Consider the following 25,839-nt stretch of genomic DNA (forward strand, 5'->3'; position numbering starts at 1 on the left):
TTTTTGTAATGAGGTAATTCTTAGCTACTTATAGCAGGTTACACAAGCTCCACCGCCTTCAGCTTCATCGTATATGTCATCCATATAATCAGTATCAATTTCCTTAACGGCAATTTGAAGCGCGTTACGCCTCTTATTTTTCTTCTTTAAAAAACGTTCAAACTTCTTTTTATGGTTCGTTTCTATTTGCTCTTTTCTTGCATCAGATTCTAAAGTTGAAAGAGGTGTGTCTTTGCCTAACCAATAAAACGTACCATCTTCTCGTTCATCTTCAGCAGCTTTTTCATATTCTTTCGCCTCTTCAAAAGCTTCTGGATATATTTCTTTTAATCTTAACCATTCAATCTTTTGTTGATAAAAGCAAAATGTACAACCACTCCTAGAACGCCAACCGTAATAACCAGGTTTACCATCATCCATGGCTTCAACTATTTTTCGTAAAGTATTAGCGTCAACATTCCCTTTATATTCAGGGTCTCTATGCTTCTTTTTCACTAAAGCACTAAAATGCGCAGTTATTTCACTTTCACTGAGTTCTTTAAGTTCACGGTACGAAATTACATCTGGATGGTCGGAAAATAAGTCTGCTTTTCTAAGAATGTCAAAAACACCATTACGGTCAATACCATCTTCCCTAAAAGGCATTTTAATTTTCATATAGTTTTCAGAGATAGAGTTAGTCATGAAACCTGTTCGTTCAGGTTCATCAGCTCTTATTCCTACATACGAAACAACTTCTTCATATCCTTCATCTTTCATTTTCTTATTTACCCACAACTCATAAGGCACTAACTTCATCTGAATAGTGCACCATCTTGCTTGGGGGGACGGAAGGTAATTTTTATGTTTTTTTAAATGGAAATCAAAATTTTTCTTTTCCCTGTTAGAAGTATAAACTTCTTCATAAGGGTCAATAATAGTTCCAACATAACCTTCCAACCTATTAACAAAATCTATAACTTCTGGTAACTCCTTACCAGTATCAGTAAAGTAGTAATGCATATCTAGGTCGGGGTAATTTTTTCTCATATACATAGCAAGTGCAGCGCTATCTTTACCGCCAGAAAGGCCGAGCACATGTAATGTCTTTTTTGTAGAACTCACTTAAACTTCCTCTGTTTCTAGTGACTCAAGAATTCTTAATAAAATAGCTCGTTGCTTGGCAGATTCTATTTTTTGAAGAGTCTCTTTTACTGAATTCATTTCTTGTTTAAATTCTCTATCTACTTTATTGGGAGATAAGTCTCCTAATACAGCATAGTGAGATGCTGTTTTAAACTTGTCTATCATCTGAACCAATTCAGAGTTAGCCTTTTCAAGCGCCATATCATCCCAGTTTCGTTCAGCTACACCCGATAAAAGAGATATAATACTTGAAACCCACTTTTCGTTACTTGCAAATTCCGCTAAGCGTAAAGCGAATGTTTCAAGTTTATAGTCAGATGTATATTGGGTAACATTTTTACATTGAGTAAGTAACTTAGGATCCAGCTTAAAGAATGATGTTATGCGTGCCCTATAAGCATTAACCATGTCTAGATGTGCAGAGCGTAATTCATTAATTACTTCAGAAATTTTATCTGTTTCAATATTAACTTTGTGTTTATTGAATAGCTTAGGAATATCGTCCATTAAATACTGTGTAGGGTCTGATGCTAACAAAGTTAGATCTCTAAAACCGCGAGCAAGTTTTGACAGGTTATTTGTCTTTTTTGTCCAAGGAGTCAACTCGCTAACGAACTGAACATATTCTTGAGCTAATTTCAATGTTGAGGGTTTTACTGAACCGCTGTTTATTGCACTTGCTAGAGAAGCAAGGTGGTTCAATTTTATTCCATCCATTGCAACAAACTTAATACCAACGTTTTGAGGCTCTTTAATTAGTTTTATTGCAAACTCTTCATCAGGTTGAGAAATAAATATATCGTTATTATTAACGTCTTTATCGTAAAAAGCTAAGTGCTCTGTGTTAGCCATTAGAAATGCTAAACACCAAATAGGCAGTATACCTTTTGCTACACCAAAAGGTTCTTTACCCCATAATGAATAAATCTCAGATACGTAAACAACACTATTCTGATTATCTTGTAAGTAATTAAACGCACAATTAAATAATAACGCCATATCAGCATTATTTTCGTTCGGCATATAAAAGTCAGCCTGCTCACTCTCAGGATCAAACTTATGTAGCTCTTTTTTAACTAAACATGAAAGGTAGAGCCCTTTCTCAGGAGGGAAAGTTTCTGCGTCGAAGCCTAAATCTCTTTCATCGGGGTAATCAACCATTCGAATAAGTAGCTTTTTAATTGCTGCATTAGCACTACCTGATGGTTTAGATCTATTAACGAGTTCATTAATAACTTTAGGTGCTGCATTGAATACATTACCAGCAATAACCGAAGCAACTTGAGAAAGAGAGCGTCCTATTATTTCCTCACCTTGATGCTGCCAAGTAGATTGTTGAAAAACAGACGACAATTCTTTTTCAACTTGTTGAGATGCCAATAAAACTCGACTATCAAGCTCTTTTGTTGCAATTAGATCATGCTCGATTTTGTCTTCTTCTTTTGCTATTTGATTTAAAGCTATTAACTCAATTGCTGCTTCTTTCAACCTTTCTAAAGAGCTAGCGTAACCAATAGCTGCAAATGGTAGGTTAGGCATTGCGTCTGCTAACTCTTTTGCCACCTCAGCAGATGCAGGGAGAAGAAAACTAAGAAATGAAGCACCTTTCAAAGGCTCTTTCTTTAACGAATTAATAAAACCTGGTTCAATTTTATTGATGAGTTTTGTGTTTGCCCAACGCATGGTGCCAGTTCTATGGTAATGTGCTGTTGCTAAAATATTTTGCGAAATATCACAAACTTTTGTCCAATCAACCCCTTGGCTAACTGACTCAATACGTTCTAACACCATGTTGTGAATATCAATATCGCTGCCCTGAAATACAAACAAAGCATTGTGATTTTGACGATAAATAATGATCGTCCAAGACTCTAAATCTTTAATGGCTTGAGAAGTTTTTGCTTTACTTACACCCTGAGCAGAAAAGTAAGAAATTATAAATTCTTTTTTCGCATGTAAATGATGTTGAAAACCAAATATAGTCAACAGCGCAATTACTTTTGTTATTGATACGTGTAGCTCCGTACCTTTTTGCTCTGCTCGATAAATTGCATCACACCCTTCTAACCAAGCTTTACTATCATGCGAAGTAACAATGAGGTGATGTAAATTGTAATGTAGGTAATCCCACAGTAATTCAGGACGGTATAGAACTGTTGATTCAATCCCTGAATCGAAATTAGTCGATAAAAACTCTCTAAACCCCAATTTTTCATGTGAGGCTAAAAAGCCGAATAAGCTTCGTTCATTTTGCGAAAAACGTCTTCGAGAAATAGGACCAAGTAACAAGCTTACAATTGGATCAAGTGGAAGTGTTTTTAATAAAGCTTTTTCATTGATGTTTTTATGTTCAAAGTACGCTAACACATGACTAACTAGATTCTTATGCTTTTTTTCTAAAGCTTTAATAATTTCAGGTGTTTTTGCAATTGAATCACCTACTAATACAAGTGACTCATCAATTGAAGGATTAAAGCTTAAATCTCTATAACGACCTTGAACTTTTGCCCATTCTTTTTGAGCTTTAGCATCTTTATTTTTTGCGTAATCTGAAAATGACTGATGTAAGAATCCTACAAGCACAACCGAGCTTTTGGCTTGTTGCGCAATATCCGCAAGTGATTGGAAAAAATGTAAATCTTTATTATTCCTTGATTGGTAATCTAGTGCTTTACCCATCTCATCAAGAAAAATAAGCGTACCATCAATTTTTCTTGAAGTAGTTCCTAACGTATGTTTAATTTCAACTAAGCATTCATCATCATCAAAACCATTAACGTCTTCGACACTAAAGTCAATTTCAAAAGCTCTATATATACTTTTTAAAATAGAGTTAGCAGGTGCTTCAAGACCGCAAACATGCTTAATTACCTGCCAACCCTTTTTTACACTAAAACGATGAGTAAAATCATCAAGAACGCCTTCAGCTTTCTCAAGTTTATTTGTTGCATATGTACGTTCTGCTTTATTTGTAGAAAGCAAACTAGCTAAAAACAATGCAACTGTAGACTTACCTGAACCGTATGGACCTGTTAACGTATAGGCTCTTTGTTCACTACCTGCAAAATCACGGCTAATCGTATCTAATACATTTACCGCTGTACCATGTAATATGAAATCATTTAAAAACAACTTAAAATCAACTAGTTGACTATCAATTCTAGTTGAGCTTTTATAGCGCTGATTTATACTAATCAATGAGTCCGTCATTATGAAGTAGCTCCATAGAATTTGTTAAGCACGGCTAAAGGCTCGCTTAAATATTCATCATTTATTTTTACCTGACGCAAGCCCAGTGAATCAATCCAAGATACTCCATCTTTAGAAAACTCTTGTGCCTCATCCAACTTTTGCCCTAAACCGCTTTCTGAAAGCCTAAATATTCTTCCAGGCGAACAAGGTTTCGTTAATAGTGAATCGAAATCGATACTGTTAATCTTTGAGTCTTTAGTTTCGACTTGAGCAAACTTAATTAAGCCATAAATAAAAACTTCAATAGGAAGTTCAGGACGCTCAGCTAAATCGCTCACATAAAAACCTCCACCATTATCTGTAATTAAATTAAGTTCAGTTAAAGGTGAGGTAAAATGCTCTTCATCTATTGTTAGTTTTTTCTTAACAGCATCACTTTTAAACTTTTTACTATAAGTATTTAAAAAGCAGTCAATATCTTTTTTAAGAGTACTTTCATTACCGGTATCGTTAGTAACCAACTTTTTAGCATCACTCGAACAATCTGAAAGCAGTTTTGATTTTTCGAAATGCTGCACATGAGAATAATTAAAAAAATAGCGATAAGCGCTAAGGTGCTGAAAATTAAAATTTAGCCAAAAATGAACAAGCCACACAGAGCCTATTTGTTCTAAATACGGATCTTTTCCTGTATCTGTATTAAATAAGTAATCGCCGTTTTCTGAAGTGAAATAATCAATATTTGATTGAGATCTTTTACTAGATAGTAACTCAGCAGACTCTGCCCAATATCTAATAGCATTGACCATATTTTTACCCACACCAAGTTTAATTATCGCTTGTTGAGTTTCTTCTTCCTTGCTTGTTTGTAATTTACCACCGGAATTCAAATGGTTAACAGCTTTAAAGAGCCAGCCATATCTAAGGGGAAAAGTGTCGTGACCGGTAAATTTAGCTTTCATTCCTGTTGCTACCTCTGGAGAAATTGTCCAGAGGCAATAATATATGTTTATTCTTCAAGGTTAAAGTAAAAGTTTACCTTTATCTGTATATTTAAACAGTGCACAGAGAGGAAGGTTAAATGGGTGTTGTGGACCATTAATAAACACATGATTTAAAGTGTTTTTAAGTTGAATTGATTAATATAAATCAATAAACTGAGGTAAAAGAGAATATTATAATAACTGCTACTTTAAAGCGAGTATTGTTTGAATAAAAAACTCTAAGGATATCGTGCTTTGTACGACTTTTAAAAAGGATCTCCATGTTACAAAAAATATTATCTAATTTCTCTGAAGACGAGTTACTTACCTTTTTACCTAAGCAATCAATAGATTTTGCGGTAAATGTTTCATCAGAAAATGCAGAGTTAAGTAAAATCAAGCTTGCGGGTATCGTTGCATGTACTAAACAAGTTGAATTTATTTTTAATGATAAGTTACGCGCCCTACTAATCGATCGGTTAAAGCCACAATTATTTATAGAATTATTTCCAGAGTTTGAACTCTCCCCTCATCAAGTTTCACCTAAACACTATAGCGCTGCTATTAGTTGGGCATCTGAAGATTTATTAAAATTCTCAGAAAAAATTGGTTTACAAAAAATTTATGAAACCGAAAGTAACAATGATTCAGAAGTAGATAGCATTTCTAGGGTTGAACCGAATTATGCTTTATATCCTTATCAGCAAGAGATTTCTCAAAACGTCCTATCTTCTTTAGCTTCAATACCTCGCAATAGAGTTTTAGTTCATTTACCTACTGGAGCAGGGAAAACCCGTACAGCTATGAATATTGCTTCTGAGCACTTAAGGGCCAATAAATCAAATGTTGTATTATGGTTGGCAGATAGAGAGGAATTATGTTCGCAAGCCTATTCTGAATTTGAAAAAGCATGGCAATCACTTGGAAATAGAGCAACGTCTCTATACGGGTTTTATTCCAACTCAAATGAAAGCTTGGGGGGAATCGATTCAGGATTTGTTGTGGGGGGATTACATAAATTTTTAAGCTTGAGAGAGAACGATACTAGAAAGTTACAACTACTTTATAAGGAATTAAGAAAGTCCGTCACTATGGTCATTTTTGATGAAGCTCACAAGGCCATAGCTCCAAAATTCTGTGAAGTTGTTAACGACTTCATTTCCGGGGACGACTTTACTGCTGATCTTATTGGTTTAACAGCTACGCCAGGTAGAAGTTATTCGGCTGAAGGATTATCTGAAGAAGACAAAGAATTGGCAGATTTCTTTTATAACAACAAAATATCCATGAAAATTTCAGGGTATTTATCCCCGATTGATTACTTAGTAGAAAATGGTTATCTAGCTAAAGCAAACTTTAAATCATTAAATTATGATCATTCTGGTATTGCAGCGTACGAATTAAAGGATTCAGGCGGGACAGAAACAATGAAGGCATTAGCGAATAACATTGAACGTAATAAAATAGTTCTTAATACTGTTATGCTTGAATGTGAACTAGGTTCACAAATTATCGTTTTTGCTTGTAATGTAGAACATGGAGTTAATTTAGCTACAGCATTAGCTTATAAGGGGATTAAGGCTGCATCGATCGACAGCAAAAACGACTCAATTGAAAGTCGCAGAGCAAAGATCAATCAATATAAAGAAGGAAAGCTACAAGTACTTGTTAACTTTAATGTACTTACTGCCGGCTTTGATGCCCCTAAAACTAACGTCACTGTAATTGCTAAACCTATGAACTCTTTAGTGCAATATCTGCAAATGGCCGGGAGAGCAATGAGAGGGTTTAGAAGTGGTGGAAACAAAGAATGTAATATTTATACGGTTATGGATGATATTCCTGAATTTCAAAGTGTCAATATCGCTTTTGAATACTGGAATGATATGTGGGTTACAACTGAGGAAGTAAAATGAGCAATAGGTTTTTAAGTGCATCAACAGTAATAGAATCGTTAAGAGACAACGGTTATAACAATACCGCATATGCCCTTGCTGAATTAATTGATAATAGTCTACAAGCTAAAGCAACAAGAGTTGAAGTTGGCTTTATTGAAGAGAAATTAGCTAAAAGAAAAAACTATACTGTTTCTGAAATATCCCTATGGGATAACGGTAATGGTATGGATGCAGAAACATTGCGAGTTGCAATGCAATTCGGTGGTGGCACTCATCGTAATGATAGTTCTGGCATGGGAAAGTTTGGCATGGGGCTGCCTAATTCATCTATTTCACAATGTAAAAGAGTGGAAGTCTGGAGTTGGCAAAAAGGTGGGGAGCCTTATTACACCTATTTAGATGTAGATGCTATGAAAGAAGGTACCTTAGAAGAAGTGCCTGTGCCTGAAGTTTCTCCTATTCCCGTAAAATATGAAGAAGCTTTTTTTAACAAAAGACCTGAATCAGGTACGTTAATCATTTGGTCAAAACTCGATAGACTCAGTTGGAAAACAGGGCAATCTATTTACCGTCATTGTGAACATCTAGTTGGTAGAATGTATCGTAACTTTATTTGCAATGACAATATAAAGATTGAAAGCCGAACTTATCGACCATCTGGCTCTGAAAAATTAGATACTTGGAAGATTGAGGTATTTAAAGCTAATGACCCTATGTATTTAAAAAAGAATACATCATTACCTGTATTGCCTGGTAGCTATAAAAATGAAGCTTTTTTTGAATTGATGGATGAAGAAGTTGTTTCAGTTGAGTATATAAATGAAAACGGTGAACCAAAGCGAGATGATGTAACTATAACCACATCCATGGTTAAGAAAAGCATTGCAGATAAGATATTAAAAAATACTGTAGGAAGACTAGGCGGAACAGAATGGGGTAAACACTGTAGCAAAAATGTTGGTGTTTCAATTGTAAGAGCTAACCGAGAGTTAGTCTTAAGAGATTCCTTTCTGACGTCAGCACTTCGTGAAAGCAAAGGCCGTTTTATAGGTGTTGAAATATCATTTCCACCAAGTTTAGATGCTGTTTTTGGTGTAACTAATAATAAGCAAGATGCTGTTAAGTTAATACCATATGATATGAATTCTATTAGTTCACAGGCAGGCTTTGATTCTGAACAAGAGTACCTTCGAGATTTAGAAGAGAATTCTGACTCTTTACTTCAAGTTTTAAAAGTAGTCAGTGTTATAAAAAAACAAGTTTCCGCATTAACAAAATCGTTAGAAACGATTAATGTCATAGGTAAAGGCGTTAAAGGTGCTGAAGAAACAAAAACTGTTGCAGAAGGAGCGGCAGGTAAAGCGACTCAAGGTTCGGTAAGCAGAGAGAAGCATGGACATAAAACCGAAACCATAAAAGAGGAGTTAAAAAAAGAAGATGTTGTTGAGCACCTTAAAAGTGCTGGTGGGATGACTCAAGATGAAGCTGAAAGTAAAGCTGAACGATTAATCCTCACAGGTAATCGCTTTTTAATTGAAGATGTTGCAAGAGACTCTGAGGCTTTCTTCGATGTTTCAACTAGTAAAGGCTTAACACTCGTATTATTCAACACTAACCATGTTTTCTATAATAAGCTTGTGAATAAACTTGGTGAAGAAGAGTTAGAAGTAATACAAACCGCTATTGCAGGCTTTGCCCGTGTAATGAATGAGACTACACATGAAGGAAAGTTAAACCACTTAAACTTTATTCGTAGAGAGTGGGGACGTGTAATCAGTGAATTCTTAGAAGAGCCGACAGACGACGATGTTAATGATTTCTAATTTAGCCAATCAACTACTAGGCAGACATGACTAGTTTAATTTCAAATAAAGAGCTAACTATTAAGTTAGAGTCATGTCTTCCTTATGCAACAAAAGTTAATATCATATCAGCCTTTATCACTAAGCCAGCATATCGCTGGCTTAGTGAATTAACTAAATTTAATTTGCCTGAAGTAGCTTTAGTGGGTAGATTTTTGCCCAAAGACTTTATAGATGGTGCCAGTAATATTGAGGCCATTAGAGAAAGTTTACTATCTGGATACTCTGTTAAGGCCCTTTCAAATTTGCATGCAAAAATATATCAAATAGATAATGATTTGATATTTACAGGTAGTGCGAATATGACAGGTAAAGGACTTGCATTAATTGAAGAATGTAATCTTGAAGCTTGTGCAAAAGTAGCTCCAAGCGATGAATCAAAAGCTTTCATTGATAAGATAATAAACACTTCTGTTAAGTTAACCTTAGAACGGCTGGATAAAATGCAAGCCTTTATCGATGAGTTAAATTTCTCTACAGAACCAGAGGTACCTGACAATTGGCCTGAAGATATCATGCCAAAAATTAAAGATATATTTGTATCTGATTTTCCATTAGCAAAACCGGGTGAACCATGTGATATTTACCAGATAAACCCTTCTCTTGATTTCGCCATTATTGAGTCAAACAATACTAATTTTGACAATGCTCAGTCATTATTTAAAAACTCTAAGGCATATCATTGGCTCAAAACAACTGTGGTTAAACACCAAGGAGATAGAAATTTAGGGTTTGGTCAAATATCACGTATGTTACATGATGCGTTAGCAGATGACCCTGCACCATATCGAAGAGATATAAAGGATATTCAAGTTAATATGTACAAATATATAAGACTTTATGCGCCAGATGAAATAGAAATTTATGTTCCAGGTAGCAGAAGTGAAGTAATAAGAATAATCAAATAAGGAAAAGTAATGAAGCAAGTTGCCTCTGAGGCTTTAAATCTAGAGCCTAGAAGCTGACTGTGTTAGTTAATACAGTTAGTTAGTTATAGTAATTCACTTTAATTGTGTTAGTTTAAAGCCTTCTATTACATAGAAAGGCTTTATTAATTCATATAATGAAAGCATTGTTAATTTATGTTTATTTATTTCAGAGAAGTCGATGGCTTTTCGTAATTTCGTATTAAAAGATTTTTGCTTTTTATATTGTTTAAAACTTTCATCGATATACTCTATCTTATCAAGTAATACTGTCCGTTTTTCTTCTCGAACATAATCAAAAAAGTCGACATCTTGTTCTGCCATCTTTATTTTTACACGCTCTTTAAGTTGTGGTAGTGGTGAATTATCAAAACCTTCATAACCTAACAAAGTTACCTTACCTGATGTAATATGTATTTTGATGAGCTGAATCTCATCAAGCTCACCGTACAATTGCAAGGCTGAATAAACATATACTCTTAATAGAGGAGATAATTCATCAATAAAATTTTTGTGAAGAGTAAGAGAGTGTGGTAACTCATTTTCTAGCGTTAACTTAGATGCAGGTAATGCCTGCTTAGCCTTCAAGCATTCAGCAGTAATTTTTTCAATATTAGCAATATCAAACAGAAGCTCTTTAGCTTGATGCTGTGCTATTTTATGTGTGTCGAAAAAGGCTTTAATATCCCGTTTTAAATCGTCAGGGAGGTGAGTATAAGCTTTTCTTCCTTCAAACATGCCTAAAGCAAAGTAGATTAACAAATCTTCTTTACGCATACTTTTAGCTAGCTCTAGCTCTTCCAACCCAAACCAATCAGTTACTAGCTTTAATGCTTTTTTATTTGAACCTATTACTTCCTTTACTTTGTCACTCTCTCTGAATTCTTCATTAGATGGAACTCGCCCATAAGCTAAACAGCTCAGCCAAAAAGACTCTAGAAGTTCTTGATGTTTTGTAAATAGTATTCTGGCCTGATCTTCACTAACAGGCTTAGGCGCTGTTAATTGTTGCCATTGATAGCTTCGTTTATGCCTATTTTGCAAAAACTGTTGTTCAAGCACCTTATCTTTAAATATATAAAATATCCCTGGCGATATGGCTATAGGCTCTTCATCAAGGGTTCTTTCTATATAAACTTTTAATTCAGCTTGAGAGAAATACTTTTGAAATGTATTTCTAGAGGTAATGACTCCATCTTTATAAGGCTTAAATTGTGTTAAATAACTTTCATTTGCCAACATAGCAGAAACAACTAATAGTTTATTAGTTGCTTCCCATGCGCCTAATACAGCACCAATTCTTTCGTCTTGATCTTCAATAACATTAATTACAAAACCAATATTAACTACATCTGAGTTAATTATTTCAGCATCAGGCCTGAAATTAGGGTCCCAGCCAAGTGCATCAAGCCCATGAGCTTCTAACTCTCTTAAGTCATCACCCCTACCACAACCGTAATCGAATATTGAATACTCACCCGATAAAAATCCATTTTTGGCTAGGGTTTTCATAGGGGCTGATAATTCATGCCTTACGATGGCGGTTTTATGTCTATCAATTTCTTTGTCATCGTTAATATTGTTATTTACTGCTGAGCACCTAAATAAGCGCCCATCAACTAACTCATAACCATGCTTAGCAATTAGTCTCTCCCAAGAGCTTTTAAAGCCTATCATACGACTATTCTCATAAAGTCCAGCAGCTTCACCCTCCTGTGTAATCATACAAAAGTGATCATAAAACTCATGTCCTTTAGGAAGCATTGTCTCTTTTCTATGAAGGATGGGAGGGTTTTCTTGTGCTGAGTAGCTAGTTATGCGATGCGATAGTTTAATTAAATCAACATTTACGCTTTGTTCAAGTGCAGGGTAAGAATCATCATAAAATAATGGGTAATTTAAAAGAGATAAGCGAAAGTCATTTCTAAAAACTTTAACCAAATTCCAATTTTTATCTTCAATTTTTAATGCTTTTGCGACAACGTTAATAAACTTAGACAAAGCCCGCGGAATATCAGAAAAAGCATCTTTATGGAAGTAAATCGAGTCAGGAAGCTTCTTACCTACATCAAGTGAGTTAACTAACTCTTTAAATTGTTCAGCATTCATGTTGTAGTTCTTCTGCTAATTCTTTGGCTTTATTACCGTATGCTCTTTTACCAGGTATCCTACGACCATTTTTACTTTCATTCATTACCTGCAAATGCTTAGAATTTTCATTTCCTACGCTTACGTGTAAAGGTCTGTTTTTTCCGTAATAGTACACTTTGTCAAAAGCTAAATTGCTCACTATAAACAGCATAACTTTATCCATTTCATTTTCATAACCTTTAGCGATGAAGTCACAGGCTAAACCGTGTCTTTTGCAAATTTGATTATTAGCGTTGTTGAACTCTGATGCTGCATGTTGGTCAATAGAAGGGTATGTACCAGATGCACTGTTTTTTTGAATGAATTTATTTAATTTTGCTGACACAAAACCATAGGTGATATTAATATCGCCAAATTTATTGTTGATGGGTAATAAAATAGTTTCGAGCATCATTTTCGCTGATAGGAATGACTCACTTGCTTTAGGAGTGTTATCAATATTAATTGAGTGCTTATCTTGATACCAATTGAATAATTGACTAGCTAGAGGATGCTTTAGTAATAATTGCTTATCATGAAGTTTATATAAAAAAGCATTTCCTTTTTTCACAAATTTTAACTCACCAGACACTCGCATGTGCATCAGTTCGCAATCAGAAACACCTAATAGTTGCTTGAATTCTTTAGAGGAAAATAATATCTCTGTAGTCATAAGTAATAGGCCTAATTGTCTTCCTCTAACCCAATAAAATGAAACATTATAGTATTAATAATTTTTATAATATACCTGCGTGTAAATAACATTAACTTCGGCTTATTTTTTCTATTCTTTATGAGCACCTACTATTCTTATACCTAACATAATTTAGATAGTCGATCACTTTACGTAAATAATCGCTATTACTTAGTGAGAATAAGTAGCACTGATACTTCTGATTCTTTGAGAAAATTGAGGGGTCGACATAATAAAATTAATAGACAGGTTAACCAGTGATTTTAATGGAATATCATAATGATCTGTTTTCCCTATTGCTGGGTGTATATCAAAACAGCGTAAGTATTCTCGAATCTTGGTTTCAACATCTAAAGCAAATTTTTCATTCGCTCTAGACTCTAAACAAACAACAATGCCCACATCTTTTTGTGTAAAACGATCAGAGTTATCAGCAGATCCTATTTTTGAGCTACTCTCTGTCCGCTTTATATAAAAGTATGGCGAGGTTCTATCGATTGCTGAAATTGAACTCGTATAGTTTATTTCGTTATTAAAAGAAGATGCATTTATCCAAGGTTTGGGAGGGTTATCATTTTTTCTAATTAATGAAAACTTTCGGATTTCATCATCAAAGTAATCGTTCAGCTTTTGTTTAGGTATACATGCAACCTCAGGGCTTTCGATGAGGCTCTTCAAGAAATCGAAAATAATTTTTAGCTGTGTAGGCTTTGAGTGTGAAACAGGAAGGGCTACGAATAATTGGTGCCCAATTAAAAAATCTATTAGCTCAGGCTTAGGCCAATATCTCTTATCACCGACTGGCATCCCTTTTTCACACCAGACTTGATAACATTCGGCTACGACTTGATAACTAGCAGCATTTTTAATCGATATTTGAAAAAAAGAAATTGCACTTTTTTTTTCAGGTTCCATAAGCCATCTACCATTTACTTGAGATAGGCAACATCTTGATGAGGGGGCTTCATTGATGTTTAAATATTTAGCAACATCCTGAACTAAGTAGTAACCATTATTTTTATATATACTTAAATTATCAGGCGTTATTCGAACACCTGTGATAGATAATATCAAATCACATATAATATTTGATGATATTGCATTTAATTGTACTCCCTTCTTTTTTGAATACCTAAAAATGTCAGCTAAATGTTTTATCACCCCTAGATAATCGTTGGCTTTGAGACCCAAATTAACTGCCACTAATTCGAGCTTAGACGCGACTGTTTTCATTGTATAGCCCCATGTTCCATAACCGTGTTAAATTTGATATGCCCTCGGATATACGCATCGACTTCTGGGCATATATTTAAAGGGATAGCCACCCTATCGATCATTTCACTCGCAATTAGCATAATAGACTTAAACTCCCTCGTTGATTCAAAGCATTTAACAACTTCTCTTGCTTTTTTGTCATACTGCAAGTTTATCGTTGTCTCAATAGCTCCAAACATATATATCTGAGAAAGTTCATAAGAACGAACAGGCCATTTCTTCGAGCTAAATGGAAACAACGAAGCGGCAAACCTCATCATCGATATTGGACATGACAAATTAGCGAAAAAGCATAGAATTTGTTGAGCTTGAAATGATGCTTTAGTTAGCTTTACCCCTTTGAATTGTATGTTATTTAGTATACATATCTGACCATCTGACTCATTCATTTTCTCTTGAAACGTTGACTCGCAATCATTATGTAGCTGTTCATCTAACCCTTCTAAATCGAGATAAATCATTATAAATCCCCCTTCAAGCGAGCTTTAACTTTAATGGTTGAATTAATTCTTACTGAGCCGCTTATTCTTAAGCATAGAACTGACTGCCTTAGGAGTAGAATAGAAGAACACAGTAGATATTCATCATTTTCTACTTTCAATTCAGCTTCACCTGTTAATGTGTTTGTCAGTGTCACATATTCATTAAGTTCTAACTTGCCCAAGATTTCATCATTAAAACGATCAATAAGCACTAGTTCTATTTGATAATTTTCTCCCGTCGAAATGAAGGCTTCAATGATTTCTAAAAGGCATTCATTAGGGCCGTGGATCAAAGGGATATCACATGAAAACTGTTCGAGTTGAGGTACAAGCTTCGAGAAATGGAAATGACTATCTTTCTCTGCAAGCTCGATAATATCTGAATGATCGAGCCCAGCAGTATAAATTTTATTGAAATAAGATAAATAGAACCTTTGAAATACTTCAAAGATATTAACGTATGTATTTTCATTCGACTCAATAGCATCAATATATAAAAATCTATTTGCCATAGTTTTAACCTCAAACATTTGCCATGAGTTAACAAATAGCTTAATTCAATAAATAGTCAAGTCATTGATATAACAAAAATTATTATTATACGAATTCTAATTCAAAGCATGTTAAAGGCTTTATTATGTTACAACTTATTTTGCAAAATAAATCAAAAATGAGAGAGGGTAATATTTTATACCAGGATGTATTAGAATAAAAAATAGGAACAGCCCTTTATATTAGATCTTTAGCTCCATTAAACTGCTCAGGCCTTAAGAGTCACCCCACAGTAGTACTATTTCTATTTAAAAGCTTTAATTTAGGCGATATAACTACTTATTTTAAGTAATCTTGCAAATAAGCCAATATTACCTCTTCAACATTCGTTTCATTTTTTATCGCCTCGAAAAGAACGTTTGCTTTATCAATTTGAGCAAGCTGTTTTTTACGTTTGTGTATTTTAATTTCTAAATCACGTAACAATTCAATATTATTCATTTTTGCAGCCAGTCCCTCACTTCTAGATAAAGCTAAGTAGTAGCGAAGCGATTGAGGGTTCGAGTGCCCTGCTTTTTCAGCAGCTCTTAACAGTACATCTTGAGCTGATTTCGGCTGTCCCCGATCATCAAATCCATCAAAAGCAGCAACGATATCAGTTAGCCCTTTAGCTCTAACACGATGACCAGTTCCTGCTACCCCCGCCTTTTTCATCAAATCTGAGAGCCTACGGGAAACATATTGCATATTAAGCGCCTTACCTGTTGTTGAAGCTAGAAAAACCTTTTCAGGCTCTTTGTAAAATTTATTACGCCTTTTAGCTGCATTAACGGTTTTTGCTCGATCATTTTCAATATACTCTCGAATCAATTCCATTGACTCAGGTAAAAACTCCAAATCACGTCTTATTCTTCTTTTACCCGTTACCTCAACATTAAAAATTTTATTATCAGCTTGATAAGCTTCAATTTCATCCCAATCTGGCACATCAGACACCTTAATTTGTAAAGCCTCCATTCTGCGGGCAGATCGTTCATAAATATTAAAAATTAATGAATCACGAAAACCTACTAAGGTAGACTCTTCTATAGTAGTTGTATGAAGTATTTCAAGGTCATGGTTGGTAGGAGTTGGTTTTGCCTTTGAGGTTGACGAAGGTAAATGCGGCCACTTCCAACTTGTTTTCGTTTTTTCTGCTGATATAGCATACTCTTTCTCATCATTGTACATGGCGACATGATGGCGAATATATCTATTTCTCTCTGCCCATAAATAAAAATCAAAGACAGTGCGTAAAACACCAGCTACGTAACGGTCTTCTTTCCCACTTTTTTTCTTTATATCTCTAAACTCAACCAAATGCCCGTCAGTAACTTTTTCCCATGTTAACCCTTGACCATTTTCATCAATAAACCTTAGAAATGTTTGAAGCTGATCAGCATAGGTAATTACGGATGACATCTCACCTGTATCTTTCATAGCCTTAAAAATGAGATAATCGCTCACTGCCTCAATAACACCTTTGTTATCGAAAAAGACAGGGATACCACTATAAGATGATTTGTTAAAAGCTCCTTGCAAAATACAGTCTTCGTCCGTTGTTTTATAAAAGATCATTATGCATTCATACTTATTTTATAAAGCTGTGTTGCTTTTGATTATCAGTTTTCACGGTTTACACCTCTACCGAACTGGACTTTAGTCACCGGTGATGCTTTGCTTCCTGCACGTTTTGCTAATTTTTTATTTAACAAAATGACTTCATCACGAGCTACTTTTAGCTCCCCCTTTGTTTCAACTAACTCTTCCTCTAAGCCTTCCAACTTACTATTACATAGTAATAACTCTTCTTGTAGCCGTTTAGTTTCTTGAGAGTATTTAACATACTGATTAGCAGTATTAGTCAATGATTCATTGAGTTCTTTATTCTTCGTCTTTAATTCAGTTAACTTTTGTTCTTTTGGTTTTTTACTTGGCTTTTTTTGTTTTTTAAGAACCTCTAAGCAATTTGCAATTTTTGTAACTTTTCGGCCATGCTCCTGATGCGATGTGACGAATGAACTTGGACTACCAATTTTCTCAATCCCCAGCTGTTCATCAACCCAATTACGAATTTTTGTCAAACTGATAGGAACCTCAAGTTCTGTATGCTCACCTTTTACTTTTTCATTTAGAACCTTTAAACGAAGCTCAATCTGCTCAGTCAGTTTTTTCGCTTTTTCAGCATTACTTGCAGAATTAGTCATTTGGCACCTCAAATGGCGACTCAGCTTCCACTTCGGTTAACAATTTTTGTAGCGAAATGATTTGTACACCTGTGATTTCATCTAGTATGGAACCTTTCTCGCAAAAAGACTTAGTCGTTTTCCTTGCAGCAATATCATCAGAAATGGCATCGGCAAAACGATCCGTGTAAACTGCATATGCGCAACCACCACAAGTTTCGACAGAGCCTTTTTCAACATTAGGTTCGCCCTTTTCGTTAGCACAGTTTGAGTGTTTTCTTAATGATGTTTTCTTTGGACACGCGCAAATGGTTCCCCATGTCTGTTGAGTAAATTCGGTTCCAACACGCTTCATATAACGTGTTAGTTTTTCAACTACTCGTTCGCGCTCAACAATATCAACCTTGCCGCGAAAATGTTCTAACCAATTGGATAGTTTACGCTTGATTTTATCACCACTTTTACCACCTATTGTTACTTTACCTGATACAACTTTTCGCAAGAAACTCGCAGTCCAACCTTCACCGATCTCTTTCATTTCCTTCATGAACTTTTCATCGGTGATATATCGCTTGGTCATATCGATATTAAAATGACGTAAATGATAAGATAACGCTCCAATATAAGCTCCTTCAAACCGATAGTAATAGAGCAAGGCAAACATTCTGCGAAATTGATGAAATGAGAACTTCCACTCGAGTGACGAATCTTCGTCTACAAAGGATGTATAAAAATCCTGAAGGCTATTTCTTATCTGTTGATCATTTAATTGAACTAGTTCGCCTTCTCTGGAAACGTATTGCCACAGAGAATCAACTTCAGACTGCTCTCTTGCTTTTTCGCTTAGCTTTTCAAGTATATCAATGGCTTTTTTAACTAGGGTTGGTACTGGGCATAAATCATATCGTTGGCTGGTTTTTTCAATATATATCGTTAACCAATAAGCACCATCGCCTCTATCTTCATCGATACATTTGTAACCCAGATCAAAAATCTCCTCTTTTCGTCTTGCTGTCAATGAGGCAATAACAGTAAAACACGCGGAAGCAAGATAGCGTACAACCCCTTCGAGGGTTACTACTCCATAATGGCTTTGCTTTCCGTCCCTAACGTTAAGACTTAAGCCTTTATCAGATAATCGCTTTATTGCTATTTCAGCATCGGCACCTGAAGAATATAAATCAACAATTTCATCACCAAAGTTCAATACCCAATTGGCGCATTCCCTCATCATAGAAAACGCAACCTTAGGCGGTATAGTTTTAGTGCGTTTGGTTTCAGAGCCAAGCCTGCTTGCTGCTTTTGATGAACCTTCAGGGAAAGGGTTATTAGAAAAAGGTTTGCTTCTGAAATAATGCTGCCAACTCCAAATCTCTTCCAATGGCAACAGCTTTCTGTGCAGATCCTGAATAGTAACAATGTTCGGAATAAGATCCAGCTCTTCTAAAATGTCATGAACTGTGAGTTTTTCTAATTCAACGCCTTTGAAATTATGTTTTAACTGATGTTCGTACCAATCCATAATTCGAGTGGTATAAGAAAAGTTTCTTATTGGCAAACCATCAACACCAACCATTTTATATATTTCAGTTCTTCTGAGTGTATTCGCTTGCCTAAATGGTAATTTATTCCCCTCAAGCAAGTGTTTTTGAACTGCCTTAAAAACTTTCTCAGGAACCCTTAGAGAAAACTCTGCCCCGAAGGCTGTATCATTTGAGAATTTTTCAAAATGTGTAGTGGTTACTTTTGACAACGACCGTATTTTATACTGACTTAGCCAGCAAATAAAAGAAAGAAGGGATCTTATGCGTTGTGCATGAATAGATGCTCCTATTACCGGATTGTGTAAACGGAAAACCTCAACATATTCAAGTAGCAATTCATAAAATTCTCTGTTTCGCTTATCTGTTAATCTACTGCCATCGAGAAGTCTAATATTAAGATCAACGGTCGATTTTTTACGTTTTTCACCTACGGTATCTGTTATTTCAATTGAGCTTTCAGCTATCGATATATTACTGAGCCAAGGCCAGGTTTTTTTATGGTTTTCAAATATGCTCTCGGCATCAGGAGCTTGAAAAACCTCTAGTAAGGCTAGGTTACTCATCACCAAGGCTCCGGCATCATAAAGTTACTATCATTCATCTTTTGATTTGCTATTTCAGTGGCTTGTTTTTTTATTAAACTAAGTTTGCCTCGCGTCATTTTTTCTTCTAATACCACCGTAAAAAATGCTTGCCAAGGTACCCAAACATCCGCCCATCGGTTCATATTCTTAGCTGTAAAGTCTATTTCATTTTTCTCTAGTGAAGTCTTCCAAATGATCATATCAGAAATGGATATTGGATCAGCACTTACAAGCATTCGATCATGTTTGCACTTAACGCAGTTTTCTACTTCGCTGCATTTAACCTTCTCACCTGCCTCTGTAACAATTTCCCTGCTTTTACAGAAAACGCCCCAGCCAGTTTTTTCTATTTTTTGTTTCTTGGCCGTCCATTCTTTTTGATCCATGTCCAACTTTTCATGCACATCTTCATCGTCATATACCATAACAACTTCAATCGTTTGCTGAAACTCCAGCATATCTTTTTCCATTTGAATACGGTGTGGCAGCTTGTTGGTATAGCCTTCTGTAGTTGAGCCTGATTCATGTTGGGCGATAAGCTGTGCAACGCCAAGGTTAGCAGGGTCTTTAAGTTGAACATTGAGTAACACCGTTGGTCTAAGCATGCTAGGGACAAGTCTGAATTGCTTTAAGTAGTCTGATTGATTACAAATGGCTTTGAATTCATCCCTAAATGCAAATTCTGTTAGTGGTTGAAAAACGCCTCTCTGATAATATTGCAGCGTATCATCACTGACTTTAGGTTGTACGGAGCAAATATAGTTAAGAGCATTTACTGCACTTACGCATTCTTCATTGCTGGATTTTACAGCCAGATCATCATAAATAGGTTTACCAAAGGATCTGTCTTTTTTACCTAGCACCTTTTTATGTAGAGCAACACCTGACTTGCGAACACAGTCTTTAGGTAGTGTTAAGGCAACAGCGACATTAGCACCGCTTTCACATAGATATAATGTTAATGCGGAGCTAATAGCTTTGCGGGTTGGAACCAGATAAGAAGATACTTGTTCAATACCACCGAATAGTTGATATTTTTTGATCCACATTTGCATGTTGGTTGTTGCCGTATTAGGGGGGCAAGAGTTATAAATCTCTTTTATCACCACAAGTAGATTGGCGAGAGTAAGTTGCTTATCATCGATAGGAAATACATCTTTGATATATTGAGTCCATATATAAGAGGAGATTGACTCACGCTTTTCAAGCATTGAACGAAATTCATCACAATCCACCGTGGCTAAGCTAAGTAGTTCAATACCTTCTTTATGGAGCTTTTGCCATTGTTTAAATACTTTACTTGCCTGAACCTGTATTTCTAACAACCTTGACTCAGTAATTTCCTGCATAGCTTGAGAAAGATCTTCAGGTAAATCAGGTTTGTTCGCCTTTTCAAATAGTAACGTTTCTAAAAAAGCCTTAGTATCTTTACCTTGGCTTAGTTCTATCCCCCTATATTTGGCGGCATCGGTTAAAACTTTCTCTACACACTCTACCTCGTCTTTTTTAATACTCGCTTCAAGAATGGATTGTATGTGACCTCTATCCTTATTGACTCTGCCTTTCGTTAAAAAGGTGTACTTGGGAATAACTCTGGCATCACCAAATTGCGTGATAATGTGTGTATTCAACTTAGCATCTGGATTCTCAAGTAATAAAGCTGCGCGATATGCCATACAAGCCCGACCAAAATCTGCTTGATTTATTTTTTTGTTGTCTCGTATCAAGGTTGCAACATTACTATCTATATTGTCTGGATTGGCTAACCATTCGAAAAAGTGAAGGACACGTAAATACTTATTCTTTACGGTTCCTGCCGCTGCTTTGTTGGTGATTGCGATAAACGTTGTTCCAACTTTTTCGGCCAGTTCAAGGTTGTACAACTCAATAAGCGAAGAGAAAGAGTATACCCGACCATGCTTTTCAGAGTATGGCGTTGCACCTAAATTTATTGTCGCAGCACCGTATACATTAAAGGACTTATTCGTTACTCCTCTCAGCTGGGTTTGATGAAGCTTTTTGGTTCTTTTCTCTACCAAGGCCATCAGTTTAGGGCTAGTGCTAATAGTATTTTTTGCAATATTTAACTCTTCCGCCAACCACTTAAAGCTGATCACTCTTGATGAAGAATCTAGTACAAGCTCATTGTTTTTGAGTATTTTTGATAAAGCTTCTTTGTATTTATCTCCGGCATATTGTGAATAATCTTGCTGACTTATTAACTTATTATATTCTTTGAACAACTCTTTTAATTTAGGGGCACGATTTTCAGCAATACTAATGCTTTGATTGGCAGGTAAACCAAACTCAGACATAACTGACATTCGATTAAGCTTTCCAAGCTCATTAATGGGTAACTCTTGTTTTTCGGCAAGTCCCTCTAAATACTTTCTGATTTCAGGAACTTTTCGCTCCCAAACTGTCCCCGTTATACCTTGCTCGTAAAGCTCTTCATCAAATTCAATAAGCATATCACGTGCCCACTGCCATGTTTCCGTTTTACCAACTAAAGACTGTGCAGGAAAGCCAAATTGCCTCTCAAATGAGCTAAATGAAATTCTACCTGATCTACTCCCTTGACCAGCCAAGGGTAGATTTGAAATATTTTCTCTTAGTTTATCAATCAACTTCCTAAATCGAACAGGTGTCCCATGTTCAGTGTTGATCCCAGAGATATCCCCGCCTTCCTTTTCAATTAGTTCGTTTTCAAAAACATCAATAACATTTTTACACCATAGATACTTATCAAAGCCATGATAGTTAGATAGAGAACAGTGTTGAAAACCATATTGTTTTTCTATCAATGAACGAGCAACTTTACCTTTATGCGTCGGTAACTTATTTTGACTAAGCAACCCCTGAACAAATTTTCGTAATTTTTCAGGAGTGTTATAAGTCTCTAGCCCTGCCATTTTTTAAATGAACCCTATACGGCTACTGGCGCGGGAATTGCAGAGTGTGGGTCATACCCTTCTAACTCGAAGTCATCAATCGTGTAATCAAACAGTGAATCAGGTTTGCGTTTGATAACTAATTTAGGGAATGCTTTGGGTTCACGAGACAGTTGCTTTTTAGCTTGTTCGATATGATTCATGTATAAATGCACGTCCATACCAAACCACACGATTTCACCAACATCAAAGCCTGTTTGTTCCGCAAGGAGCGTGGTAATAAAGGCTAAATTTGCGATATTAAATGCAAGTCCAAGATAAGAATCACAAGATCGTTGTACCATAGCACCTGAGAGCTTATTTGTATTTGGATCAACATAAAACTGATAATGTTTATGACAAGGCGGAAGTGCCATCTGATCGAGTTCTCCAACATTCCAGCCATCAAATATAATGCGCCTTGATGAGGGGTTATTTTTCAGTAAATCAATTACCTGAGATACTTGGTCAATTTCTTGGCCATCTTCAGTTTTCCACCTGCGCCATTGTTTACCATAAACAGGCCCAAGATCTCCCCATTTTCGCGCAAACTCATTATCATTAATGACTCTTTGCTCAAATTCTTCCATCGTTATTGATTTATCAGCACTAGTTTCTAATTGGGCTTCAATAAATTTTTTGTACGGCCAATCGCTCCAAATATGGACATTTTGCTCAACTAGCTCTTTTATATTGTGACCTCCTGATAGCATCCATAGCATCTCTTTGAATGCCGTTTTCCAGTAAACACGTTTTGTCGTAAACACTGGGAAGCCTTCTGATAAATCGAATCGCATTGTGTGTCCAAAAATAGCTTTTGTACCAACGCCAGTTCGATCTACTCTTTCGCTTCCAGTTTCTAATAGCAGGGTCAATAAATCTAAATATTGTTTTTCGGGGTGTGTTTTCATTTGGTTACCTTTGTAAGATTTAGTTATTGATACAGGTTAACGTAATTTACTTATAATTTGTGTTTGTTTGTCACTTCCTTCATAAGTGGACACATATATCAAAATATTTAATTCGTCTGTAACTAAGTTGGATGTGCATTTTATTAATTAAATTTAATTGCCAATCATGCCCTAAAAACCCTGCGTAACGATTCGCTCAATAACAAAATTAAATTATATCACATTTATCAAATAAATCAATTGATAGAGAGACTCATAAAACCGTGCGTATCGTTTTCAACATCACAAATGTAAGGAAGTCCTAACGGTACGTCACACGAGCGTTGGAAGCTAGTTAAATGTAGCGTGTCACCTAAAATAGAAAAATTATGGGTGTGCATACAAGGGCGTAAACAGCCCATGTGAAATTCACCCGGATTGTAGAAAGTGATAATTTCAGCGCGATCATCAATACCTTGACTTAGATTATCAACAATTTTTTGCAGTTGATCAATAGTGCCACCATCAGGCTTAGCCCAAGCGCGTCCTTGGATGCCGTAAACACGCCCCATATCGTCTTCACCTTTACGATATTCGTTATTGAGCCATGCATCATTTAAATTGGCATTGGCATCCCACGTTTTGGTGCCTAGTGCTCGAAAGTCTGCGGCATTATCATAACCGCGAATGTAACCAAGAAACTCAGCAATGGCTGATTTAAAAAAGCTTTTACGTGTGGTGATCATCGGAAATTCATTGTCAGCAACATTGTATTCCAAATCGGCATTAATGACGGTTAAACAGCGCTTGCCAGTGCGCTTGTTTTCTACCCAAGTACCTTCATCAACAATACGTTGACATAAATCTAAATAAGCGCGCATTATGCTTTTCCTCTTGCTTTGTTTTTCGGTGTTGCAGCTGATTTTATCGCAGATTTCTCTTGGCTAAGGTAACCTAAATAAATCACTAATATGCCACCTAAAATCATCGGAATACTTAAAATTTGTCCTTTAGAGATAAATGAGAAGTACAAACCTAGGTGAGCATCTGGCTCTCTAAAGAATTCAACTATGGTTCTAAATACGCCATAACCAATTAAGAAAGCACCTGAAGCTAACCCTAAGGTTCTTGGCTTGCGAGTAATAAAGTAAAGAATGGCGAAAAGCACAACACCTTCTAAGAAAAATTCATAAAGCTGTGATGGATGACGAGGTAGTTGTAATGGGTCTGTCGGGAAAACCATAGCCCAAGAGACATCCGTTTCACGTCCCCATAACTCAGCATTAATAAAGTTACCTAAACGTCCCATCCCTAAACCGATAGGAACCAGTGGTGCTACAAAATCCCCAACCGCTAAAAATTGCTTGTTACTTTTACGCGAGAAAATGAAAATAGCCGTGATAACGCCAATTAAGCCACCATGGAACGACATGCCCCCTTGCCATATTTGAAATAAATACAAAGGATCAGCCAAAAAGTAATCGAACTGGTAAAACAAGACATACCCTGCTCTTCCGCCAACAATCACACCTAGAAAGCTATAAAATAATAAATCACTCACCTGCTCTCGTGTCCAAAGACCTCGACTGTTATCAGCCGCTTTATTGGCGATAAACATAGCGGCAACAAAACCGATTAAATACATCATGCCGTACCAGCGTAATGCTACTGGGCCAATGCTAAAAATTATCGGGTCGATAACGGGAAACTGTAAAAATTGTTCAGTCATTTTCTATCCAAAATATAAATACAAAATCCCCAAGTAACAAAACAAGAGGAGAGAAATTAATATGAGCAGCTAAGCTAGCATCATCTTCAATGCGACTAACATTAAGAATACTGCAAAACATTTTTTTAATGTTGCTACCGGTAATTTAGCCGCAAATTTAACACCTACTGGTGCGAGTAAAGAAGATGTTAACACTAAGCCAAATAACGCTGGCAAATACACATAACCAAGACTCCAAGCAGGTAACAATGGGTTATTAAAACCAGTGACTATATATCCTATCGAGCCAAATAAAGCGATCATCACACCACACACAGTAGCAACACCAATGCAATGACGTAATGGCATACCAAAATACGTTAAAGCAGGGACTAAAATAGCTCCGCCAGCTATGCCCATTAGGCTTGCAATTATACCGGTAACAAAGCTAATAATCTGTAATTTAAATGTCGATGTTAATTCACGCGAATGCTGGGTTTTTATCGAAAAGATCATATAAAAAGCTAACAATAATACCGCAATAGCAAAGAAATTTGTTAATGCCGTAGCAGATAATAAATTGGCAATAAAAGCCCCTGATAAAGCGCCAAGGGCAACAGCAAACATTAATGGCTTGGTTAAATCCCAAGGAATATTGTTATTTTTATGATGTGCCAAAGCAGCGCTAGCTGATGTCACAACAATTGCCGCTAATGATGTTGCTAATGCCATGTGTATGATGACATCACTACTTAAGAATTCAGTACCGATTGTTAATGTCGATAGTAGGTACACTAGCACGGGAACGATAATTAAACCGCCGCCAATACCTAGTAAGCCTGCCAAAAAACCAACGATAGCGCCAAGAAACAGGCAACTAAAAAAAATTATTAACATTT

At 35.9% G+C, this 25,839-nt stretch carries 18 protein-coding genes and 1 pseudogene; 3 read left to right on the forward strand and 16 right to left on the reverse strand.

Annotated elements, in window-relative coordinates:
* Positions 1–24: 24 nt before the first annotated feature.
* Genes AC27IF_RS06745 through AC27IF_RS06755 form a run of 3 tightly spaced genes read right to left on the reverse strand, consistent with a single transcriptional unit; the run spans position 25 to position 5,279 of the window.
* Positions 25–1,104 carry a phosphoadenosine phosphosulfate reductase domain-containing protein gene (locus tag AC27IF_RS06745; RefSeq protein ID WP_487053108.1) on the reverse strand — a complete coding sequence of 360 codons (1,080 nt, stop codon included), beginning with the start codon at positions 1,102–1,104 and terminating at the stop codon, positions 25–27.
* Positions 1,105–4,335, reverse strand: a complete 3,231-nt coding sequence (locus AC27IF_RS06750) for a hypothetical protein (protein ID WP_487053110.1) — start codon at positions 4,333–4,335, stop codon at positions 1,105–1,107.
* Complete coding sequence (locus AC27IF_RS06755; RefSeq protein ID WP_487053112.1) at positions 4,335–5,279, reverse strand: DUF4007 family protein; 945 nt, start codon at positions 5,277–5,279, stop codon at positions 4,335–4,337. The genes AC27IF_RS06750 and AC27IF_RS06755 overlap by 1 nt, the downstream gene beginning before the upstream one ends.
* A gap of 302 nt (positions 5,280–5,581) precedes the next feature.
* On the opposite strand from AC27IF_RS06755, the gene AC27IF_RS06760 reads away from it, so the two are divergent.
* The 3 genes from AC27IF_RS06760 to AC27IF_RS06770 are packed head-to-tail and all read left to right on the forward strand — an operon-like array spanning position 5,582 to position 9,968.
* Positions 5,582–7,216: a DEAD/DEAH box helicase gene (locus tag AC27IF_RS06760; RefSeq protein ID WP_487053113.1), complete on the forward strand. Its 1,635-nt coding sequence runs from the start codon at positions 5,582–5,584 to the stop codon at positions 7,214–7,216.
* Complete coding sequence (locus tag AC27IF_RS06765) at positions 7,213–9,021, forward strand: ATP-binding protein (RefSeq protein ID WP_487053115.1); 1,809 nt, start codon at positions 7,213–7,215, stop codon at positions 9,019–9,021. The genes AC27IF_RS06760 and AC27IF_RS06765 overlap by 4 nt, the downstream gene beginning before the upstream one ends.
* Before the next feature lie 26 nt (positions 9,022–9,047).
* On the forward strand, positions 9,048–9,968 hold the full coding sequence (locus AC27IF_RS06770; RefSeq protein ID WP_487053117.1) for a phospholipase D-like domain-containing protein: 921 nt from the start codon (positions 9,048–9,050) through the stop codon (positions 9,966–9,968).
* A gap of 93 nt (positions 9,969–10,061) precedes the next feature.
* Here the strand turns inward: AC27IF_RS06770 and AC27IF_RS06775 are convergent, their stop codons facing one another.
* The 13 genes and pseudogenes from AC27IF_RS06775 to AC27IF_RS06835 all read right to left on the reverse strand — a co-directional run bounded on the left by AC27IF_RS06775 (position 10,062) and on the right by AC27IF_RS06835 (position 25,837).
* Positions 10,062–12,095, reverse strand: coding sequence for a DNA phosphorothioation-associated putative methyltransferase (locus AC27IF_RS06775; protein WP_487053119.1), 2,034 nt, complete (start codon positions 12,093–12,095; stop codon positions 10,062–10,064).
* Entirely contained in the window at positions 12,085–12,789 is a 705-nt protein-coding gene (locus AC27IF_RS06780) for a hypothetical protein (protein WP_487053120.1), read from the reverse strand. The genes AC27IF_RS06775 and AC27IF_RS06780 overlap by 11 nt, the downstream gene beginning before the upstream one ends.
* 192 nt (positions 12,790–12,981) lie before the next feature.
* Entirely contained in the window at positions 12,982–14,043 is a 1,062-nt protein-coding gene (locus AC27IF_RS06785) for a hypothetical protein (RefSeq protein ID WP_487053121.1), read from the reverse strand.
* Positions 14,040–14,546 (reverse strand): hypothetical protein, encoded by a 507-nt coding sequence (locus AC27IF_RS06790; RefSeq protein WP_487053122.1) that lies wholly within the window; start codon positions 14,544–14,546, stop codon positions 14,040–14,042. Before AC27IF_RS06790 ends, AC27IF_RS06785 begins: the two co-directional genes overlap by 4 nt.
* Entirely contained in the window at positions 14,546–15,079 is a 534-nt protein-coding gene (locus tag AC27IF_RS06795) for a hypothetical protein (RefSeq protein ID WP_487053123.1), read from the reverse strand. Before AC27IF_RS06795 ends, AC27IF_RS06790 begins: the two co-directional genes overlap by 1 nt.
* 319 nt (positions 15,080–15,398) lie before the next feature.
* Positions 15,399–16,676 (reverse strand): hypothetical protein, encoded by a 1,278-nt coding sequence (locus AC27IF_RS06800; RefSeq protein WP_487053125.1) that lies wholly within the window; start codon positions 16,674–16,676, stop codon positions 15,399–15,401.
* A 44-nt stretch (positions 16,677–16,720) separates the two neighbouring features.
* A complete protein-coding gene (locus tag AC27IF_RS06805) occupies positions 16,721–17,305 on the reverse strand; it encodes a hypothetical protein (RefSeq protein ID WP_487053126.1) in 585 nt (194 codons plus the stop codon).
* The gene (locus tag AC27IF_RS06810; protein WP_487053127.1) at positions 17,298–19,391 is read right to left on the reverse strand and encodes a tyrosine-type recombinase/integrase; all 2,094 of its coding nucleotides are present in this window, start codon (positions 19,389–19,391) and stop codon (positions 17,298–17,300) included. The genes AC27IF_RS06805 and AC27IF_RS06810 overlap by 8 nt, the downstream gene beginning before the upstream one ends.
* On the reverse strand, positions 19,391–22,324 hold the full coding sequence (locus AC27IF_RS06815; protein ID WP_487053128.1) for a hypothetical protein: 2,934 nt from the start codon (positions 22,322–22,324) through the stop codon (positions 19,391–19,393). Before AC27IF_RS06815 ends, AC27IF_RS06810 begins: the two co-directional genes overlap by 1 nt.
* Before the next feature lie 14 nt (positions 22,325–22,338).
* Entirely contained in the window at positions 22,339–23,253 is a 915-nt protein-coding gene (gene thyA / locus AC27IF_RS06820; protein ID WP_487053129.1) for a thymidylate synthase, read from the reverse strand.
* Positions 23,254–23,543: 290 nt separating this feature from the next.
* Positions 23,544–24,113, reverse strand: a pseudogene (locus AC27IF_RS06825) (thymidylate synthase); the annotation flags it as partial.
* The gene (gene lgt / locus AC27IF_RS06830) at positions 24,113–24,961 is read right to left on the reverse strand and encodes a prolipoprotein diacylglyceryl transferase (RefSeq protein ID WP_487053131.1); all 849 of its coding nucleotides are present in this window, start codon (positions 24,959–24,961) and stop codon (positions 24,113–24,115) included. The pseudogene AC27IF_RS06825 and the gene lgt, both read right to left, overlap by 1 nt.
* Positions 24,962–25,030: 69 nt before the next feature.
* The gene (locus AC27IF_RS06835) at positions 25,031–25,837 is read right to left on the reverse strand and encodes a sulfite exporter TauE/SafE family protein (protein WP_487053132.1); all 807 of its coding nucleotides are present in this window, start codon (positions 25,835–25,837) and stop codon (positions 25,031–25,033) included.
* Between the last annotated feature and the right edge of the window lie 2 nt (positions 25,838–25,839).

The organism is Colwellia sp. KS18-150 (assembly GCF_057551365.1).

Excerpts from the sequence above, each read along its gene's own strand:
- AC27IF_RS06750 (WP_487053110.1), bottom strand. The coding sequence starts at position 4,335 with ATGACGGACTCATTGATTAGTATAAATCAGCGCTATAAAAGCTCAACT.
- AC27IF_RS06755 (WP_487053112.1), bottom strand. The coding sequence starts at position 5,279 with ATGAAAGCTAAATTTACCGGTCACGACACTTTTCCCCTTAGATATGGC.
- AC27IF_RS06760 (WP_487053113.1), top strand. The coding sequence starts at position 5,582 with ATGTTACAAAAAATATTATCTAATTTCTCTGAAGACGAGTTACTTACC.
- AC27IF_RS06765 (WP_487053115.1), top strand. The coding sequence starts at position 7,213 with ATGAGCAATAGGTTTTTAAGTGCATCAACAGTAATAGAATCGTTAAGA.
- AC27IF_RS06770 (WP_487053117.1), top strand. The coding sequence starts at position 9,048 with ATGACTAGTTTAATTTCAAATAAAGAGCTAACTATTAAGTTAGAGTCA.
- AC27IF_RS06775 (WP_487053119.1), bottom strand. The coding sequence starts at position 12,095 with ATGAATGCTGAACAATTTAAAGAGTTAGTTAACTCACTTGATGTAGGT.
- AC27IF_RS06780 (WP_487053120.1), bottom strand. The coding sequence starts at position 12,789 with ATGACTACAGAGATATTATTTTCCTCTAAAGAATTCAAGCAACTATTA.
- AC27IF_RS06785 (WP_487053121.1), bottom strand. The coding sequence starts at position 14,043 with ATGAAAACAGTCGCGTCTAAGCTCGAATTAGTGGCAGTTAATTTGGGT.
- AC27IF_RS06790 (WP_487053122.1), bottom strand. The coding sequence starts at position 14,546 with ATGATTTATCTCGATTTAGAAGGGTTAGATGAACAGCTACATAATGAT.
- AC27IF_RS06795 (WP_487053123.1), bottom strand. The coding sequence starts at position 15,079 with ATGGCAAATAGATTTTTATATATTGATGCTATTGAGTCGAATGAAAAT.
- AC27IF_RS06800 (WP_487053125.1), bottom strand. The coding sequence starts at position 16,676 with ATGATCTTTTATAAAACAACGGACGAAGACTGTATTTTGCAAGGAGCT.
- AC27IF_RS06805 (WP_487053126.1), bottom strand. The coding sequence starts at position 17,305 with ATGACTAATTCTGCAAGTAATGCTGAAAAAGCGAAAAAACTGACTGAG.
- AC27IF_RS06810 (WP_487053127.1), bottom strand. The coding sequence starts at position 19,391 with ATGAGTAACCTAGCCTTACTAGAGGTTTTTCAAGCTCCTGATGCCGAG.
- AC27IF_RS06815 (WP_487053128.1), bottom strand. The coding sequence starts at position 22,324 with ATGGCAGGGCTAGAGACTTATAACACTCCTGAAAAATTACGAAAATTT.
- thyA (WP_487053129.1), bottom strand. The coding sequence starts at position 23,253 with ATGAAAACACACCCCGAAAAACAATATTTAGATTTATTGACCCTGCTA.
- lgt (WP_487053131.1), bottom strand. The coding sequence starts at position 24,961 with ATGACTGAACAATTTTTACAGTTTCCCGTTATCGACCCGATAATTTTT.
- AC27IF_RS06835 (WP_487053132.1), bottom strand. The coding sequence starts at position 25,837 with ATGTTAATAATTTTTTTTAGTTGCCTGTTTCTTGGCGCTATCGTTGGT.